This window comes from Xanthomonas sp. SI (genome assembly GCF_014236855.1).
GTDB lineage: Bacteria > Pseudomonadota > Gammaproteobacteria > Xanthomonadales > Xanthomonadaceae > Xanthomonas_A.
The window spans coordinates 4556994-4573413 of record NZ_CP051261.1; the positions used below are offsets into that span (position 1 = coordinate 4556994).

General features: G+C 68.4%; 14 protein-coding genes. 8 read left to right on the top strand and 6 right to left on the bottom strand.

The window, feature by feature from the left end; all coding sequences use genetic code 11:
- Positions 1-506 precede the first annotated feature (506 nt).
- Positions 507-1094 carry a PadR family transcriptional regulator gene (locus HEP75_RS19330; RefSeq protein WP_185824586.1) on the top strand — a complete coding sequence of 196 codons (588 nt, stop codon included), beginning with the start codon at positions 507-509 and terminating at the stop codon, positions 1092-1094.
- Between the two features lie 83 nt (positions 1095-1177).
- Positions 1178-1969 (top strand): siderophore-interacting protein, encoded by a 792-nt coding sequence (locus tag HEP75_RS19335; protein ID WP_185824587.1) that lies wholly within the window; start codon positions 1178-1180, stop codon positions 1967-1969.
- A gap of 975 nt (positions 1970-2944) precedes the next feature.
- On the opposite strand, the gene HEP75_RS19340 is transcribed toward HEP75_RS19335, so the two are convergent.
- Positions 2945-3583 (bottom strand): YceI family protein, encoded by a 639-nt coding sequence (locus tag HEP75_RS19340; protein WP_185821225.1) that lies wholly within the window; start codon positions 3581-3583, stop codon positions 2945-2947.
- A gap of 88 nt (positions 3584-3671) precedes the next feature.
- Positions 3672-4262, bottom strand: a complete 591-nt coding sequence (locus HEP75_RS19345) for a malonic semialdehyde reductase (RefSeq protein ID WP_185814176.1) — start codon at positions 4260-4262, stop codon at positions 3672-3674.
- Positions 4263-4394: 132 nt separating this feature from the next.
- On the opposite strand from HEP75_RS19345, the gene HEP75_RS19350 reads away from it, so the two are divergent.
- Positions 4395-5369 carry an ELM1/GtrOC1 family putative glycosyltransferase gene (locus HEP75_RS19350; protein WP_255423912.1) on the top strand — a complete coding sequence of 325 codons (975 nt, stop codon included), beginning with the start codon at positions 4395-4397 and terminating at the stop codon, positions 5367-5369.
- A 99-nt stretch (positions 5370-5468) separates the two neighbouring features.
- Here the strand turns inward: HEP75_RS19350 and HEP75_RS19355 are convergent, their stop codons facing one another.
- Both HEP75_RS19355 and HEP75_RS19360 read right to left on the bottom strand, forming a co-directional pair.
- Positions 5469-7349, bottom strand: coding sequence for a S53 family peptidase (locus HEP75_RS19355; protein ID WP_185824589.1), 1881 nt, complete (start codon positions 7347-7349; stop codon positions 5469-5471).
- 124 nt (positions 7350-7473) lie between these two features.
- On the bottom strand, positions 7474-7803 hold the full coding sequence (locus HEP75_RS19360) for a hypothetical protein (protein WP_185824590.1): 330 nt from the start codon (positions 7801-7803) through the stop codon (positions 7474-7476).
- A 200-nt stretch (positions 7804-8003) separates the two neighbouring features.
- Between HEP75_RS19360 and HEP75_RS19365 the strand changes: the two genes are divergently transcribed.
- The 4 genes from HEP75_RS19365 (at position 8004) to HEP75_RS19380 (ending at position 12668) form a co-directional block, all read left to right on the top strand.
- On the top strand, positions 8004-10301 hold the full coding sequence (locus HEP75_RS19365) for a TonB-dependent receptor (protein ID WP_185824591.1): 2298 nt from the start codon (positions 8004-8006) through the stop codon (positions 10299-10301).
- A 41-nt stretch (positions 10302-10342) separates the two neighbouring features.
- Positions 10343-11455, top strand: coding sequence for a glycerophosphodiester phosphodiesterase (locus HEP75_RS19370; protein ID WP_255423913.1), 1113 nt, complete (start codon positions 10343-10345; stop codon positions 11453-11455).
- 196 nt (positions 11456-11651) lie between these two features.
- A complete protein-coding gene (locus tag HEP75_RS19375; protein WP_185824592.1) occupies positions 11652-12245 on the top strand; it encodes a queuosine precursor transporter in 594 nt (197 codons plus the stop codon).
- Positions 12246-12290: 45 nt separating this feature from the next.
- Positions 12291-12668 carry a hypothetical protein gene (locus tag HEP75_RS19380; protein ID WP_185824593.1) on the top strand — a complete coding sequence of 126 codons (378 nt, stop codon included), beginning with the start codon at positions 12291-12293 and terminating at the stop codon, positions 12666-12668.
- Between the two features lie 91 nt (positions 12669-12759).
- On the opposite strand, the gene HEP75_RS19385 is transcribed toward HEP75_RS19380, so the two are convergent.
- Positions 12760-12921, bottom strand: coding sequence for a hypothetical protein (locus tag HEP75_RS19385; RefSeq protein ID WP_185824594.1), 162 nt, complete (start codon positions 12919-12921; stop codon positions 12760-12762).
- A gap of 127 nt (positions 12922-13048) precedes the next feature.
- Here HEP75_RS19385 and HEP75_RS19390 point away from each other — a divergent pair, with 127 nt between their 5' ends.
- On the top strand, positions 13049-13276 hold the full coding sequence (locus HEP75_RS19390) for a hypothetical protein (RefSeq protein ID WP_185824595.1): 228 nt from the start codon (positions 13049-13051) through the stop codon (positions 13274-13276).
- A gap of 90 nt (positions 13277-13366) precedes the next feature.
- On the opposite strand, the gene glnE is transcribed toward HEP75_RS19390, so the two are convergent.
- A complete protein-coding gene (glnE, locus tag HEP75_RS19395; protein ID WP_185824596.1) occupies positions 13367-16195 on the bottom strand; it encodes a bifunctional [glutamate--ammonia ligase]-adenylyl-L-tyrosine phosphorylase/[glutamate--ammonia-ligase] adenylyltransferase in 2829 nt (942 codons plus the stop codon).
- Positions 16196-16420: the final 225 nt, after the last annotated feature.

Below are 16420 nucleotides of genomic sequence, written 5' to 3' on the forward strand. Positions count from 1 at the left end.
GTTCGCCTGCGTTGCGGCTGGCTGGGTGCACTGTGGGAGGGACTTCAGTCCCGACGCATTGCACCGCCGGAAAGCGAACGACTCCGTTCGTCGCGGTTGAAACCGCTCCTACAGAAAGCGCGCGACCGACCCGCTAGCTGCACTGTAGGAGGGGCTTCAGCCCCGACAGGCAGGCTCCGAAGCCTACTCACCGCCCCACCCCGCGTCGCCCTGAAGTCGCTCCCACAAGGAGGCACTCCCACAAAACGCAATAGCCGACGCGGTACCGACAGAGAAGCCGCCGCCTTGCGGCCAGCTGGCACGACGCTGTGCAGCATCCTTGTGGGAGCGACTTCAGTCGCGACGCGACCAACTAGAAGGCGCCCCACACACCACGCGGCCCCAGCTGCCTACCAGATTCCCCCCGCTGAACCATCCCCCCGCCCCAACCACGCAAGCCCCACCAGAACCTTGCCCGCCACCCAGTTTCGATATATCGTTTCGCAACACTTAGACATATCGAAACGATGCCCCGCCCAACCGACCCCAGCCACCGCGATCCACGCCGCCTGTTCGACGATGACAGCGCCGGCCGCGGCCAGCATGGCCGCGGCGGCGGACGCGGCCAGCATGGCCGCGGCGGCGGACGCGGCAGCCGCCCGCTCGGCCATGGCGACCTGCGCCTGCTGCTGCTGGCGATGATCGAAACCCAGCCGCGCCACGGCTACGAGCTGATCCGCGCGGTCGCCGACCTGTTCCATGGGCTGTACACGCCCAGCGCCGGCACCGTCTATCCGACCCTGGCGCAATTGGAAGCGCAGGGCCTGGTGCAGGCCGATGCCGGTGCCGCACGCAAGCGCTACGCGATCACCGCCGACGGCCTGGCCTTCGTGCAGGCGCAGCGCGCGCAGCTGGACGCGGCGGTGGAACGCACCCATCACAGCGCCCGCGCGCTGGTCCGCGCGAATGTGCCAGCCCCGGTGCGCGAGGCGATGCGCCGGATCAAGCATGGCCTGCTGGCCCGGCACGGCCGCTGGACCGAGGCGGAAATCGAACGCGTCGCGCAACTGCTGGCACAGGCCGCCGACGGCATGGAACGCGACGGCGATGGCTGAGCGCGGCCCGCGCGCCGCCGCCAAAACCTCCTTCCTTTCCGCTGGCGCAACGCGCCGCCCCCCTTCCCCCAAGGATTTTCCGCATGAACACCCATGAAAACCGCCTGCTACGCCATCCGCTGCGGTTCCGCCACCTGCAGGTGCTGCGCACCCAACCGCTGACCCCACACATGCGCCGCATCGTGGTCGGCGGCGCGGAGCTGGACGGCTTCGTCAGCGCCGGACCCGACGACCACGTCAAGCTGTTCTTCCCCAACGCCGATGGCGCATTCGTGCTGCCGACAATGACCGACAGCGGCCCGGTCTACCCGGCCGATACCGCGCCCTCGCCGGCGCGCGACTACACCCCGCGCCACTACGACGCCGCGGCGCAGGAACTGACCCTGGATTTCGTGCTGCACGGCGACGGCCCGGCCTGCCGCTGGGCGGCGCAGGCCAACCCGGGCGACCCGCTGGTGATCGGCGGCCCGCGCGGCTCGTTCGTGGCCGCCGACGACTACGACACCTATGTGCTGATCGGCGACGAGACCGCGCTGCCGGCGATCGGCCGCTGGTTGGAAGAATTGCCAGCCGGCGCGAAGGTGGAGGCCCTGATCGAGATCCCCGGCTTCGCCGACCGGCAGGCGTTGCCGTCGCGCGCGCAGGTGCGCATCACCTGGCTGGAACGCAACGGCGTGCCCATGCTCGGCAGCCAGTTGTTGGAAGACGCGCTGCGCGATTTCGAAGCGCCGGACGGCGATGCGTTCTACTGGATCGCCTGCGAATCGGCGCGTGCACGGATGATGCGCAAGTTCGTCGAAGGCCGGCTCAATGTGCCGAAGGAGTGGATCCGGGCGACGGGGTATTGGAAGTCCGGGCGCGAGGAGGAGGCATAAGTTTGGTGATTGCGCGCCCGAGGTGGATGCGGTTGTTTTTCATGCGTCGGGACTGAAGTCCTTCCCACAGAAAAGCATGCTTCCTTGCGAGGCCCCTGTAGGAGCGGCTTCAGCCGCGACACTTTTCTTGGCTCGATCGATCCAGCCGCTTCATTCTCCGGTCGCGGCTGAAGCCGCTCCTACATAAGCGCTTGGCGATGCGGAAACCGCGGGGTCCATGCGTCGGGACTGAAGTCCCTCCCACAAAAAGCGTGCTTCCTTGCGGGATCCCTGTAGGAGCGGCTTCAGCCGCGACACTTTTCTTGGCTCGATCGATGCAGCCGCTTCATTCTCCGGTCGCGGCTGAAGCCGCTCCTACATAAGCGCTTGGCGATGCGGAAACCATGGGTCGTGCGTCGGGACTGAAGTCCCTCCCATAGAAAAGCGTGCTTCCTTGCAGGCTCCTGTAGGAGCGGCTTCAGCCGCGACACATTTCTCGGCTCGATCGATCCGACCGTTTCATTCTCCGGTCGCGGCTGAAGCCGCTCCTACATAAGCGCTTGGCGATGCGGAAACTATGGGGTCGTGCGTCGGGACTGAAGTCCCTCCCACAAAAAGCGTGCGTCCTTGCGGGCTCCCTGTAGGAGCGGCTTCAGCCGCGACGCTTTTTCTTGGCTCGATCGATCCAGCCGCTTCATTCTCCGGTCGCGGCTGAAGCCGCTCCTACATAAAGCGCTTGGCGATACGGAAACCATGGCTCGTGCGTCGGGACTGAAGTCCCTCCCACAAAATGCATCGCTCCTTGTGGGAGGGACTTCAGTCCCGACTGCAGGCAGCTGAAACATCTGCAGCTGCGCGCCACACCGCGCACTCCCGCCAGCGGCGCCGACATGTCGCGCCGCGTGGGCACACACGAAAACGCCCACCGAGTGGCGGGCGTTTCCCTCGAAAGCGACGGCCCAGTTCAGGCCGCCGCTTTCACCGCAGAGCGCAGGCTTACTTCGCGTCCTGCAGCGCCTCGGTGGTGATGCGGATCTTGACCTCGTCGCTGACGTTCGGCACGTACGCGCCCAGGCCGAAGTCGCTGCGCTTGATCGTGGTGCTGGCATCGAAGCCCAGCGCCGGCACCTTCTTCATCGGGTGCGGACCGGCACCGTTGAGCGTCACCGCCAGCACTACCGGCTTGGTGATGCCCTTGATGGTCAGGTCGCCGGCCACGCTCAGCTTGTTGGTGCCGGCGGCGGTGACCTTGGTGCTCTTGAAGGTCGCGGTCGGGAACTTGGCGGCGTCGAAGAAGTCGCCGCTCTTCAGGTGCTCGTCGAACTTGGCGGTGAAGCTGTTGAGGCCCGACAGCGGCAGGGTCACCTGGACGCTGGACTTGCCCACGTTCTCGGCGTTGTAGACCAGGGTGCCGTCGACGTCGCCGAAATGCGCGCTGGGGTTGGAGAAGCCGAAGTGGCTCCACTGCACCAGCACGTCGGTGTGCGAGGGGTCGAGCTTGTAGGTGCCGGTGGTGCCCTTGATCGCGGTGGCGGCCGCGGCGGCCGGCGCGGCGAAGGCGGTGGTGGCGGGCTGGGCGACGACGACGGCCAGCGCCAGGGCGAGCGGAAGCAGCAGTTTGCGGGTCTTGTTCATGGGCGGAGCTCCTGAAGAAATCGGTGGTTGGGAAACTGCGGCAAGCGCAGGCACAGCGGTGTGAGGGTGAAGCGGAAAACGATCCGACTTACTCGATGCGCGCGGCCTCGTCGAAACTCAGCCGCGGCAGGCGCGGGAACAGGCCGGCAGGATCGCCGTAGCCCAGGTTGACCAGGAAGTTGGACTTGATCGCGGTGCCGGCGAAGAACGCCGCATCGACCTTGGCGTTGTCGAAGCCGGACATCGGGCCGGCATCCAGGCCCAGCGAACGCGCAGCCAGGATCAGGTAGGCGCCCTGCAGCGAGCCGTTGCGGAACGCCGACTCGCTGCGGCCTTCGCGCGGGCCGTCGAACCAGCTCTTGGCATCGGCGTGCGGGAACAGGTACGGCAGCTTCTCGTGGAAATCCTCGTCGTGGGCGACGATGACCGTCACCGGCGCGGCCAAGGTCTTGGCCAGGTTGCCTTCGGACAGCGCAGGCTTGAGCTTCTCCTTGCCCGCGGCCGAGGTCACGAACACGAACCGCGCCGGGCTGCTGTTGGCCGCGGTCGGGCCCCACTTCAGCAGGTCGTACAAGGCGCGCAGGGTGTCTTCGCCGACGGGCGTGTCGCGGAAGGCATTCTGGGTGCGGGCGGTACGGAACAGTTGATCCAGGGCGGCATCGTGCAGAACGTCGGACATGCGGAGGTACCTTTTGTCGTCGGAGGAAGGCCGATGCCCAGCCACGGTGGGCGGTTTCGGCGCAAGGCGGCCAGTGTAGAGTGGCACGATAGCCGCAACACCCAGCCGCAATGCAACGGATTACTACCAAACGTGAAACGATCGGGCGCGCCCTGGGCGATTAGCGACGGCCGCGCCGGCAACGCGCGCCAGGCGGAAGCACTCGCCGCAGCACTGGCTGGACCCGCCGCAATGCCGCCCGCCCCGGCGCTGGTGCTGCAACCGCACACGCCCTGGCGCTGGCTGGCGCCGCGGCGGCTGCCCGGCGCAGCGCAGGCTTATGGCCCCGCCTTCGCCGAGTTGCTGCGGCAACCGCCGGCGCTGGCGATCGGCTGCGGCCGCCAGGCGGCGCTGGCGACGCGGCTGCTGCGCGCGCGCGGCAGCGCGGTGGTGCAGGTACTGGATCCGCGCCTGTCGCCGCGGCACTGGGACGTGGTGGTGGTGCCCGAGCACGATCGCCTACGCGGCGACAACGTGCTCACCCTGCTTGGCAGCCTGCATCCGATCGACGACGCCTGGCTGGCCGCCGCGCGCGCCGCGTTCCCGCACTTCGGCGCGCTGCCGTCGCCGCGCACCGCGTTGCTGGTCGGCGGCCCGGCCGCGCTTGCGCCATGGACGGCCGATGCCGCGGCGTCGGTGTTCGGACGATTGGCGTCGCAACTACGCGACAGCGGCGGCAGCGTGCTCGCCAGCACCTCGCGACGCACACCGCCGGCAGTGGCCGCCGCGCTGCGTGGCGCGTTTGCCGGTGTGCCCGGCGTGGTCTGGTGCGGCGAAGGCGACGGCGCGAACCCCTACGCCGGCCTGCTGGGCTGGGCCGAACGCATCGTGTGCACGCCCGATTCGGTGAACCTGCTGTCGGAAGCCTGCGCCACGCGGGTACCGGTGGTAGTGGCGATGCCGACGTCGGCACGCGGCCGCGCACGCGACTTCCATGCCGCGCTGCGCGCGCGCGGTCGCCTCGTCGATGCACCGGCCATGCATGGCGCCACCGCAGGCACGATCGAACCGCTGCGCGAAACCGCACGCATCGCCATGCGCATCCGCGAGCGCCTGCAATTGGATTGAAGCAAGGCCGCCTGCAGGCCATGCCTGCGCAAACGCAACGGGGCCGCAGGTGCGCCGGCATTGGCGCAGCTGCGGCCCCGTCGTTGCGTTCGCGTCAGCTCACGGATTGCTGGGCGAACGCGGCGCACCGGCCGGAGCGGCGTCCAGCGCACCGATCAAGGCGCGCACGATCGGCGTCCCGAGGCCGGCCGTGTAGTTGTACCTGCCCTTGAGCGGCACGTTGTTGTCGACGACGCCATTGTTGCCCGGGATATCGCGATGGAACGCCTGCGGGTAATTGGCCGCCAGCCGATACAGGTAATCGTTGAGATTGCCCTGGCGCCCCTGCTTCTCCACCAGCAGCGCGGCCACGCCTGCGAACTCGGGCGCGGCGACGCTGGTGCCGATCGTCGAGTAGAACTCGCCCTTGTACACCGACAGCACCGAACTGGCATACAGCCCCCGGCCTTCGCGGCACGGCTGTTTCGCGGTATCGGGGCAGCCGCCGACCAGCATGCCGACATCGGGCAAGGCGCGCATCGAGGTGCGGGTGCCGCCCAGCGCGCGCAGCTGATAGGCCGGGCGCTGGAACAAGGTGCTCACACCGCCGCCGGCACCCCAATAGCCACCGGCCAGCAGTGCGCCCACGCCGTAGTAGTCCTGGGTCAGCAGCGGATCGGCATACGCGCTCTCGGACCGGTAGCTGGAGTCCGGCGATCCCTGCTCGTAGTTGGTGGACAGATTGCCGCCGCCGACCGCGGTCACATACGCATCGGCCGCGGGATGCTCGACGCCGGCGACGAAGTTGCCGTCCTTGCCCTCGACCGCATAGTGCGTATCCGCACAGGCGACGCCGGCGTTGTCGCCGCTGGAGGCGATGAAGGTGATGCCCTGCGCGTTGCCCTGCTTGAAGATCGCATCCATGGTGTGGAAGGGCGAGGTGAGATCCTTGCCGTCGTTGTAGGCCTTGGTGTAGTACAGCTCGCAGGCGCCGAACGAGGAAGTGACCACATCCGCCTCGTTGTCCTGCACGATCTGCCGGTAGCCCGCGGCGAGCGATGCGTCGGTCAGGTCGGGGATCACGTACAGCAGCACATGCGCGCCCGGCGCGCCGGCCAACGCCATCTCCACGTCCAGCGCCGCTTCGCCTCCCGCGCCGCCCTCTTCGTTGATCCCTGGCTTGGCGCCGGCTACGTAACGGCGCGCGAACAGTTTCGGATTGACGTGACCGGCGCCATAGCGGCTGAATTTTTCTTCGTTGAACAGCGCATCCACGTCCGAATCCAGCACATCGCTGGAGATCAGCACCGCGATGGTGGTGCCGGTCCCGTCGAGGCGACGCTGCTGGCCGGGCGCGCCGATCATGCTCTGGTACGACGGATAGCCGTAGGCCTGCTTGAGATCGTTGTATGCGTAGACGCCGAGGCGGCCATTGCGATTGGCCGGATCGACCTGCCGCAGCCTCTGCGAATGGACATGGTGCAGCGGCAGGCCGCCGGTCAGGCCGGTGACCACGGCGCCGCTCTCGCGCAACGCGGCCGGCAGCTGCAGCGTGCCGGCGGCGGCCGCGAGTTTGGCATGCCCGCCTTCGGGCAGGTCCACCGCCAGCGGCGCGGAGAACAGGCGCTCGACGTTATCGGCGCTGGCGCTCACATGCAGGCTCGCGCCCTGCTGGGTGACGGACATGTGCGCGGCCTGCAAGGCCGAGCGCACGCGTTCGACCTGTGCAGGCAACGGCGCGAAGCGGCGCTCGAACTCCGCGCGCGACAGCCAGTGGTGATACTGCGGCGACACCGGATCCTGGATGTCCGCCAGCAATGCGTCCAAGCCGGCCTGGTCGCGCAACGGCAGGTGCACCTCGAAGCTGACGGGCGCGGTGCGCAACGTGGCGGACATCGCGGCGAGCGTGGCGTCCTGCGCGGCATGGGCATTGCCGAACACGAGCGCGCACCCGGACAACGCGGCGGCCAGCAGCGGCTGACGGCGAATACGATCGATCATGCATCTCTCTCCTTGGAAGGAACGATAGGGCGTCGCCTGCAAGCAGTTGCAGGCGGCGTCGCGTGGGAACGAAACAGGCGCAGACGCGCAGCGGCCGCTACGCGCCACAGCGACTTGCGATCGACTAGCGCATCTGCACGGCCACCGCGGCCGCACGCAGGTGCGGTGAAGACTCCCCAGCGAATGCGCGCCGCATTCGCGTGTGCAACGGGCTTGCTGGAGGCAATGCCATCCGGTCGTCCAATACCTGTTTCGGCAATGTCACGAACGAAGTCCAAACGATGACGTGGCCGCAATCATTGATGAAGCCACGCGTCGAAACTTTGACGTTGCACCGCATTTTCGATCCTGGAAAGAAATGCATCGACAATGTTTCATCGGCATCGTCGAAGCACGTGTGCGCTGCTGAAAAATGTGCGGGCGATGCATGTTTTTCGGCGGAAAACGGAGGCATGCGCTGGGTCGTTCCTGAACGATCGAATTTTCCGTTTTGCGACCGTTTAGTTTTCACACGACGGCGCCAGGTCACATCGCGCGACTGAGGAAAATGTGTCGCCTGTGTCGGCATTGCATGACAACCGCAACATGCGTGACGCGATCCTGAAACCTCGCTGTCGCATCTTCGCCCAACCTCCTTTAGCGAATTTTTCACGCATGCCTACCCATCACTTGCTGAGCGCCGCGATCCTCGCCACGTTGCTGTCGCCGCTGGCGGCGCACGCGGCAGACGCGCCGGCCGACGGCGCGACCGGCGATGCCCGCCAACTCGATACGGTGTCGGTGATCGGCCAGGGCGAGACCCGCCAGGTGCAGCGCATCGCCCGCCAGGACATTGCGGTACTGCCGCCGGGCACCAGCATCCAGAAACTGCTCAACCGCATTCCCGGCGTCAACGTGCAGTCCAACGACGCGTTCGGCGCCAATGAGGAATCGCAGACGGTGAGCCTGCGCGGCTTCAACGGCACGCGCCTGGGCTATACGCTCGACGGCCTGCCGCTGGGCGACAACGCCTACGGCAACTACAACGGCTTGAACATCAGCCGCGCGCTGATCGCCGAGAACTTTGGCGGCGTGGAACTGGCCTCGGGCATCGGCAGCCTGGGCACCGCGTCCACCAGCAACCTCGGCGGCACCGTGCAGTACTTCTCGGACGATCCGTCCACCGAAACCGGCGTGCGCCTGTCGCAGACGGTCGGTTCGGACCAGAACCGCCGCACCTACCTGCGCCTGGACACCGGCGAGCACAACGGCTTCTCGGCGTATCTGTCCGGCGTCTACGCCAGCGCCGACATGTGGGCCGATCCGAAATCGCCGACCAGCACCGCGCAGTTCAACGGCAAGGGCGTGTACCAGTTCGAAGGCGGCAAGATTACCGCCTTCGTCGATACCTCGCGCACCTCGCAGGCCGACTACGCCTACCTGTCCAAGAGCGGCCTGCACCGCGGCCTGGGCTGGGACTGGAACCTGTATGCGCCGGACTGGCAGCGCGCGCTGGCCGCGGCCTACTGCGCGCCGGCCACCCGCGACGCCAGCCGCTGCGCCTATAGCGGCGGCGTGGACAACACCGACGACGCCTACTACCAGAGCCGCGCGCTGCGCAACGACGACCTGTATTACCTCGCCGGCGACTTCCAGCCGTCCGACGCGGTGAGCGTGCACACCCAGGTCTACCACCACGAGAACGAAGGCCAGGGCCATTGGTGGTCGCCGGGCCAGGCCTCGAATCCGGGCACGCCGCAGGCGCTGCCGATCTCGATCCGCAGCACCAACTACACCATCAACCGCACCGGCGGCATCGCCTCGCTGGGCTGGGACCTGGGCCCGCACCACCTGGAAGCCGGCGTGTGGTACGAGCGCAACAAGCACCACGTGGAGCGCAACTTCTACTGGATCGACGGCCCGATCGACGACGACCTGTTCCTCAGCGGCCCGGACCGCCGGCTGTTCTCGCAGGACTATACGATCACCACCAAGCAGGCCTATGTGCAGGGCACCTTCAAGCTGCTCGACGAGCGCCTGACCCTGGACGTGGGCGCGAAGAGCCCGCACACCACGATGACCGCGCGCGAGACGCCGGGGATCGCGGTGGAAGCGCCGGTCGCCAACGGCACGCTCAAGGCCAGCGAAGCGCTGCTGCCGCAGGTGGGGGTGAGCTATCGCCTGGCCGAGGGGCAGGAAGTGTTCGCCTCCTATGCCGAGAACATCGCCGCGTTCCAGGGCGGCGGCGCCGGCGGCCCGCTGCTGGTGACCCAGGCTTCGTTCGACGCCAGCGTCGGCGCGCTGGAACCGGAGAAGTCGAAGACCTTCGAGGCCGGCTACCGCCTGGTACGCGACACGTTCGAGGCCTCGCTGGTCGGCTACGACGTCACCTTCGACAACCGCCTGCTCTCGCTCAATCCCTGCCCGAGCATCCAGCAGGGCACCACCCCGGCGTGCACCACGCGCTTCTTCAACGTCGGCTCGGTCAGCAGCCGCGGCGGCGAGCTGACCTTCATCTGGAAGCCGAACGCGCATCTGCAGTGGTACAACTCGGCGTCGATCAACCGCTCCACCTACGACGACAACTACGTGCAGAACGGCGTGACCATCCCCACCGCCGGCAAGTACACGGTGGACACGCCCAAGCGCATGGTCACCAGCGAGATCAGCTGGAACTACAACGGCTGGAACGCCAACCTGCGCGGCAAGTACACCGGCCAGCGCTACTACACCTACACCAACGACCAGGGCTTCGGCGGCTACACCGCGTTCGACGCTGGCACCGGCTACGACTTCGGCGCAGTGTCGTTCCTGCAGGACCTGAAGCTGTCGCTCAACGTGACCAACCTCACCGACAAGCGCTACGCCTCCAACCTCTCCGCCTTCGGCAACAGCGATCCGAACGGGCGTTCGCTGGCGTTCCATGCCAGCGCGCCGCGGCAGGTGTTCCTGACCCTGGACGCGCGCTTCTGAACGCGCGCATCCTGCCCTCACCTGGCCGCCGAGCGCATGCGATGATGAAACCCATGGTCTGGATGCTGGGATGTTCGATGGCGCTGTCGTCGCTGACCGCCGCGGCCGACACGGTCGCGGCTGCGGGTCCGCACAAGCCGCTGGTGATCGGCCACCGCGGCGCCAGCGCGCTGCGCCCCGAGCACACGCTGGCGTCGTATGCGAAGGCCATCGCCGACGGCGCCGACTTCATCGAACCGGACCTGGTCTCGACCAGGGACGGCGCCCTGGTGGCGCGCCACGAGAACGAGATCGGCGCCACCACCGACGTCGCCGCGCATCCGGAGTTCGCCGCGCGCAAGACGGCCAAGCAGATCGACGGCCAGCGCGTGGAGGGGTGGTTCACCGAAGACTTCACCCTGGCCGAGCTGAAGACGCTGCGCGCGCGCGAGCGCCTGCCGCAACTGCGCGGCACCGCGTTCGACGGGCAGTTCCAGCTGCTCACCTTCGACGAGATCATCGATTTCGCCGCGGCCGAATCGGCCGCGCGCGGGCGCACGATCGGGCTGATCCCGGAGATCAAGCACGGCACCTATTTCCAGGCGCTGGGCCTGGCGATGGAGGACAAGGTGCTGGCCACGCTGGACGCGCATGCGTACACGCGCAGCGCGCCGGTGATCGTGCAGTCGTTCGAGATCGGCAACCTGCAGTCCCTGCACCGCAAACTCGGCAAGGACCATCCGAACGTGCGCCTGGTGCAGTTGCTGGGCGACCCGAAGGAACGCCCGGGCGACCAGCTGCGCGACGGCCCGACCTATGCGCAGATGGGCAGCGCGCAGGGCCTGCGCGCGATCGCCAAGTATGCGCAACTGGTCAGCCCCAACCTGCGCACCATCATCCCGGTCGATGCCGACGGCGCGCTGGCCGCGCCCACCGCCTTCATCGCCGACGCGCATGCGGCCGGACTGCAGGTGGTGCCATACACGTTCCGTCCGGAAAACTACTTCCTGCCCAAGCAACTGCAGGACGCGCGCGGCCCGGCGGCGGTGAATGCCGCCGGCAGCATCGCCGAGATGCGCGCGTTCATTGCCGCAGGCGTGGATGCCTTCTTCACCGACGACCCGGCGGTCGGGCGTGCCGCGGTGGATGGGACAGCGCCGCCGCAAGAACGCTGAGGGCGCTTCCTCGGCGGCTCGCCCCTTGTAGGAGCGGCTTCAGCCGCGACCGAAACTCTATCGGTACCGCCCGGTCGCGGCTGAAGCCGCTCCTACAGGGAGCAACGGCGTCGCGGCCCGCATGCCGCGCGCTGGCCGCAACGCCGCCGCATCGCGATAATGCGCCGCTTCGCCTTGCCCGCCGCGCAGCCGCCCAATGCCTCCGCCGTCCTCGCCATCGCCTACGTTCGCCGCACTGACCCCGCGCGCCCTGCTGTTGGCGGTGCTGGCGATGGGCGCAGTCGTACTGCTGTCGAACGTGCTGGTGCAGTTCCCGATCAACGACTGGCTGACCTGGGGCGCCTTCAGCTATCCAGTGGCGTTCCTGGTCAGCAATCTGATCAATCGCCGCTTCGGCCCGCGTGCGGCACGGCGCGTGGCCTGGTGCGGCTTCGCGCTGGCGGTGCTGCTGTCGATCTGGATCGCCACCCCGCGCATCGCCGCCGCCTCATGCCTGGCGTTCATCGCCGCGCAGCTGCTGGACATCGCGGTGTTCGACCGCCTGCGCCGCGGCCGCTGGTGGCGCGCGCCGATCGTCGCCACCACCTGCAGCGCGACGCTGGACACGGCGATCTTCTGGTCGGTCGCCTTCACCGGCTCGGCGCTGCCGTGGGTCAGCTGGGCCGCCGGCGACCTGGCGGTGAAACTGGGCATCGGCGTGTTCCTGCTGGCGCCGTTCCGGGCACTGCTGTGGCGGATGGCGCCGCCGGCCGCGACCGGCGCATCGGCCGCGCGGCCGCGGCAGCGCTAGGACGCAGCACAATTAAATTGGCGGCCGCAGACAAGGACAAAGATCATGGGAGATTGGAACACGCAGCCGTGGGCCAACGATGAGGCGGCGGATTGGTTTCAGCGTTTCTGGAAAGCACATGACATTTCGCTCCTGATCGACGAGATCAATGGGTTCGACCCGAGCCAGGAGCGCTACGACTCGGTCAGAGCCGCCAGCTACCTGTTGCAGACGCTGGGCATCGCCTATGTCTGGCCCTCCCGCTATCTGGAAGACTTGAAGCCGCTGCTCGAAAGCGCCATCGAGATCTTGAGCAACATGCTGGATCCTCCCGACGCCACTTGGGGATTCATCGACATGTGGGGAGACAATCCGCAGGCGATGGAGGCCGTGCAGGAGCAAATCGCAGCACTCAAGGTGCGACTGGGCGACTTGGTTGCGTAGACATGGCGGTGTGCATACGCTGCTGCCGCGTACCCACCATCTCACGTCCGGCCAAAACTGGCCGCTGCTCAGCCAGCAGCCGTGCAGCGATCTATCGCTCGCTGCGCTCCGGCTCGAACGACAGCCCCTTGGCCTGCGCCGCGACGGTGATCGCCGCGCGCACGCGCACGACGGTCTCCGTGCTTGCGGTCAGGCGCAGCCGCCGGTCCAGCGTGCAGCTCAGGCCGGCGCCGACCCCAGCGGCACCCGCCACGCCAGGCCGACTTCGGCAACATCGTCGCCGAGCCCGTGCGACGGATCGAACGACGCTGCTACGTGCTGTCGCGCACGTGACTCGGATCCAACACACGCCTCAAAAAAACGAAAGGAAGCGAAGACAGATGACATCGAACCACAGGCGCATGCTCCGCGATCCACTGCTTCTTCCGTTATTGCTCGCCTCGCTTTTGAATGCGCTTTTCGCAGACGTTCTTTGGCAGAAAATTGCGGCCGCATGCGGCCTTGGCCCCGGCTGGCCGGAATTGCTGCAAGGACTCTGCGGCTTTCTTCTGCTTGTGCTCATGCTCATCAGGGCGCTTTGGCTCAAAAAGCGAGCCAACCCCGGATGACGGGCACACCCCATGTTCACCTCAGGGGCGTGCCATCCACTTCCGGGCAGGCCGGGTGGGATCCGGCGGGCCGGCGGCGGACCAGCCGCGCTATCGCTCGCTGCGCCCCGGCTCGAACGCCAGCCCCTTGGCCTGCGCCGCGGCAGTGATCGCCGCCCGCGCCCGCGCAATCGCGTCGGTGCTTGCAGTCAGCCGCGGGCGCCGGTCGAGCGTGCAGGCCAGACCGGCGTCGACCAGCGTTGCGTGCGCGTCGTGCAAACTGGCGGCAGTCGGCGCATCGAACCATGCGCTGGCCGCCAATGCGTCGATCAGCGCCGGCGTAGCGCGCGGCACGGTCAGCTCGGGATGCTGCGCGGCGCCGAGCAACACTCCGGCCTGCAGCAGGAATTCCAGATCGACCAGGCCGCCAGCACCCTGCTTCAGGTCGAAGCGGGCGGCATCGCTGCGGTCCAGTTCGGCGCGCATGCGTGCGCGCATCTTCAACACTTCCTCGCGTAGCTGCGCCGCGTCGCGCGAACGCGCCAGGGTCTGCGCGCGCACCTGCTCGAAGCGTTGCAGCAACACGGCATCGCCGGCGACGCCGCGCGCGCGTACCAACGCCTGGTGCTCCCAGGTCCAGGCGCGCTCGCGCTGGTACTCGGTATAGCTGGCCAGCGACGACACCAGCGCGCCCTTGCCGCCATCCGGGCGCAGGCGCACATCGATGTCGTACAGGCGGCCGCCGCCGGTGACCGCGCCGAGCAACGCGATCACCTTCTGCGCCAGGCGCGCGAACCAGCGCCCGCTCTCCAGCGGACGCGGTCCTGCGGAGGTCTCCGCGCCGGCGGCATGGTCGTACAGGAACACCAGGTCCAGGTCCGAGCCGATGCCCAGTTCGATGCCGCCGAGGCTGCCGTAGCCGACGATCGCGAAACTGCCGCCGGGCACTTCGCCATGGGCTGCGACCAACTCGGCGCGGGCCAGACGCAGCACCGTCAGCACCACGCCTTCGGCCAGCTCCGCGAGCTGGCGGGCGCTATGCACCGCCGGCTGGCGCCGGTCCAGCGCGGCCAGCGCGATGCGGAAACTCAGTGCCTGGCGCGCTTCGTTGAGGCCGCGCAGGGCGGCTTCCGGATCGTCGCCGGCGGCGGCGACCGCGCTGTCGCACAGCCGCTGCATTGCCGCCCGATCCGGCATCGGCCCGGCGACGCGGCTGTCGAGCAGTTCGTCGAGCAGCAACGGATACGCGACCAGCCGTTCGGACAGGAACGCACTGCGCGCGAGCACATCGACCAGCCGCGCCAGCGCACTGGGCTGTTCGTCGAGCAAGGCGAGATAGCTGGCGCGGCGCAGGATCGCCTGCAGCAGGCCGAGCACGCGGTGCAACGCGGCGTCGGCCTGCGGCGAGCGCGCGGCGGCGTGCAGCAATGCCGGCAGCACCCGGTCCAGCCGCGCGCGCGCCGCATCCGACAGCGTGCGCACGCCCAGCGACTGCACGAAGCCGCGCAGCGCCTGGTCGGCGCCCTCGGCATCGGCGAAGCCGGCGGCGGCCAGCACCTGCGTGCCGGCGTCGTCCGGCAGGCCGCGCCAGTAACTGGCCAGCGCATCCGGCGCCACCGCCTGCACGCGCGGCGCCAGCAACTCGGCGAATTCGGCGGCGACACGGTCGCGTTGCACCTGCAACGCGGCATACAGCTGGGTCCAATCGGTGTAACCGAGACCGAGCGCGATGCGCGCGCGGTCCAGCGCGTCTTCCGGCAGCGCATGGGTCTGCGCGTCGCGCAGCATCTGCAGGCGGTTCTCGACATGGCGCAGGAAGCGGTACGCGTGGGCCAGCGCCGCGCCATCGGCGGCCGCGACCTGGCCGCCGGCGACCAGCGCCTGCAGCGCGGGCAACAGGCGGCGCTCGCGCAACGCCGGCTCGCGGCCGCCGCGGATCAGCTGCAGCGACTGCACCAGGAATTCGATCTCGCGGATACCGCCGGGACCGCGCTTGATGTCGTCCAGGCGATCGTGCCGCGCGACCTCGGCGGTGATCGCCGCCTTCATCTCGCGCAGCCCGTCGAGCGCGGTGAAGTCGAGGTAGCGCCGGTACACGAACGGGCGCAGGGTCTGCAGCCAGTCCTCGCCGGCGGCGATGTCGCCGGCCACCGCGCGCGCTTTCAGCCACGCATAGCGCTCCCAGTCGCGGCCCTCGCGCTGGAAGTAGTGGTCCATGCCGGCGAACGACAGCGCCACCCGCCCGGCGGTGCCGAACGGACGCAGGCGCAGGTCCACGCGATGCGAGAAGCCGTCGGCGGTGGTCTCGTCCAGCAGCCGCGCCAGGCGCTGGCCGAGGCGCGCGAAATATTCCTCGGCGGCGAGCGCACGCGCGCCATCGGATTCGCCGCCCTGCGGATAGGCGTAGACCAGGTCCACGTCCGAGGAGAAGTTCAGTTCGCCGCCGCCGAGCTTGCCCAGGCCGAACACCACCAGCCGCTGCGCGCTGCCGTCGGCGGCGCGGACCACGCCGTGGCGCGTGGCGAATTCGCCTTCCAGCGCCTGCAGCGCGATGTCGAGGCAAATCTCGGCCAACTGCGTGCTGCCGGCCAGGGTCGCATCGACGTCGTCCAGGCCCAGCACGTCGCGCCACACCAGCCGCGCCGAGGCCGCCGCGCGATAGCGGCGCAGGTGCGCCGGCCACGCCGCCGGCTGCGCCGGATCCAGCTGCGGCACCGGCAACGGCGGCGGATCGGGCTGCGCCAGGTGTTCGAGCAGCGTCGGTTGCCGGCATACCGTGTCGAGCAGGAAATCGCTGGCAAGCACCGCGCGCTGCAGGTCGGTGTCGAAGCCGGGACGATCGGGCCAGGGTCGCGCACCGACTGCTTGGCGCAAGCGCGCCAGGTTGCGGTCCAGCAAGGGTTGCAAGGTGTCGGGGACAAGCGGGGAGGAGGTGGGCATCCGTCGATGATGGCATCCCGGCGCGCCGGCAGACAGAGGGCCGCGCAGCGCACCGACAAGGCGATTGGCCAAGCCGCAGGCACGATCAGGCGAGGGCGCGTGGTACACGATTGGCGTCCATGCCTGGCGCCATACGAAAAGCACTGCCTGAAAAGGCGACGCAGCGTCCTGGGTTACCCAAACTCGAGGCAAAAAAAAGCCCGCTTGCAGCGAACTGCCAGCGGG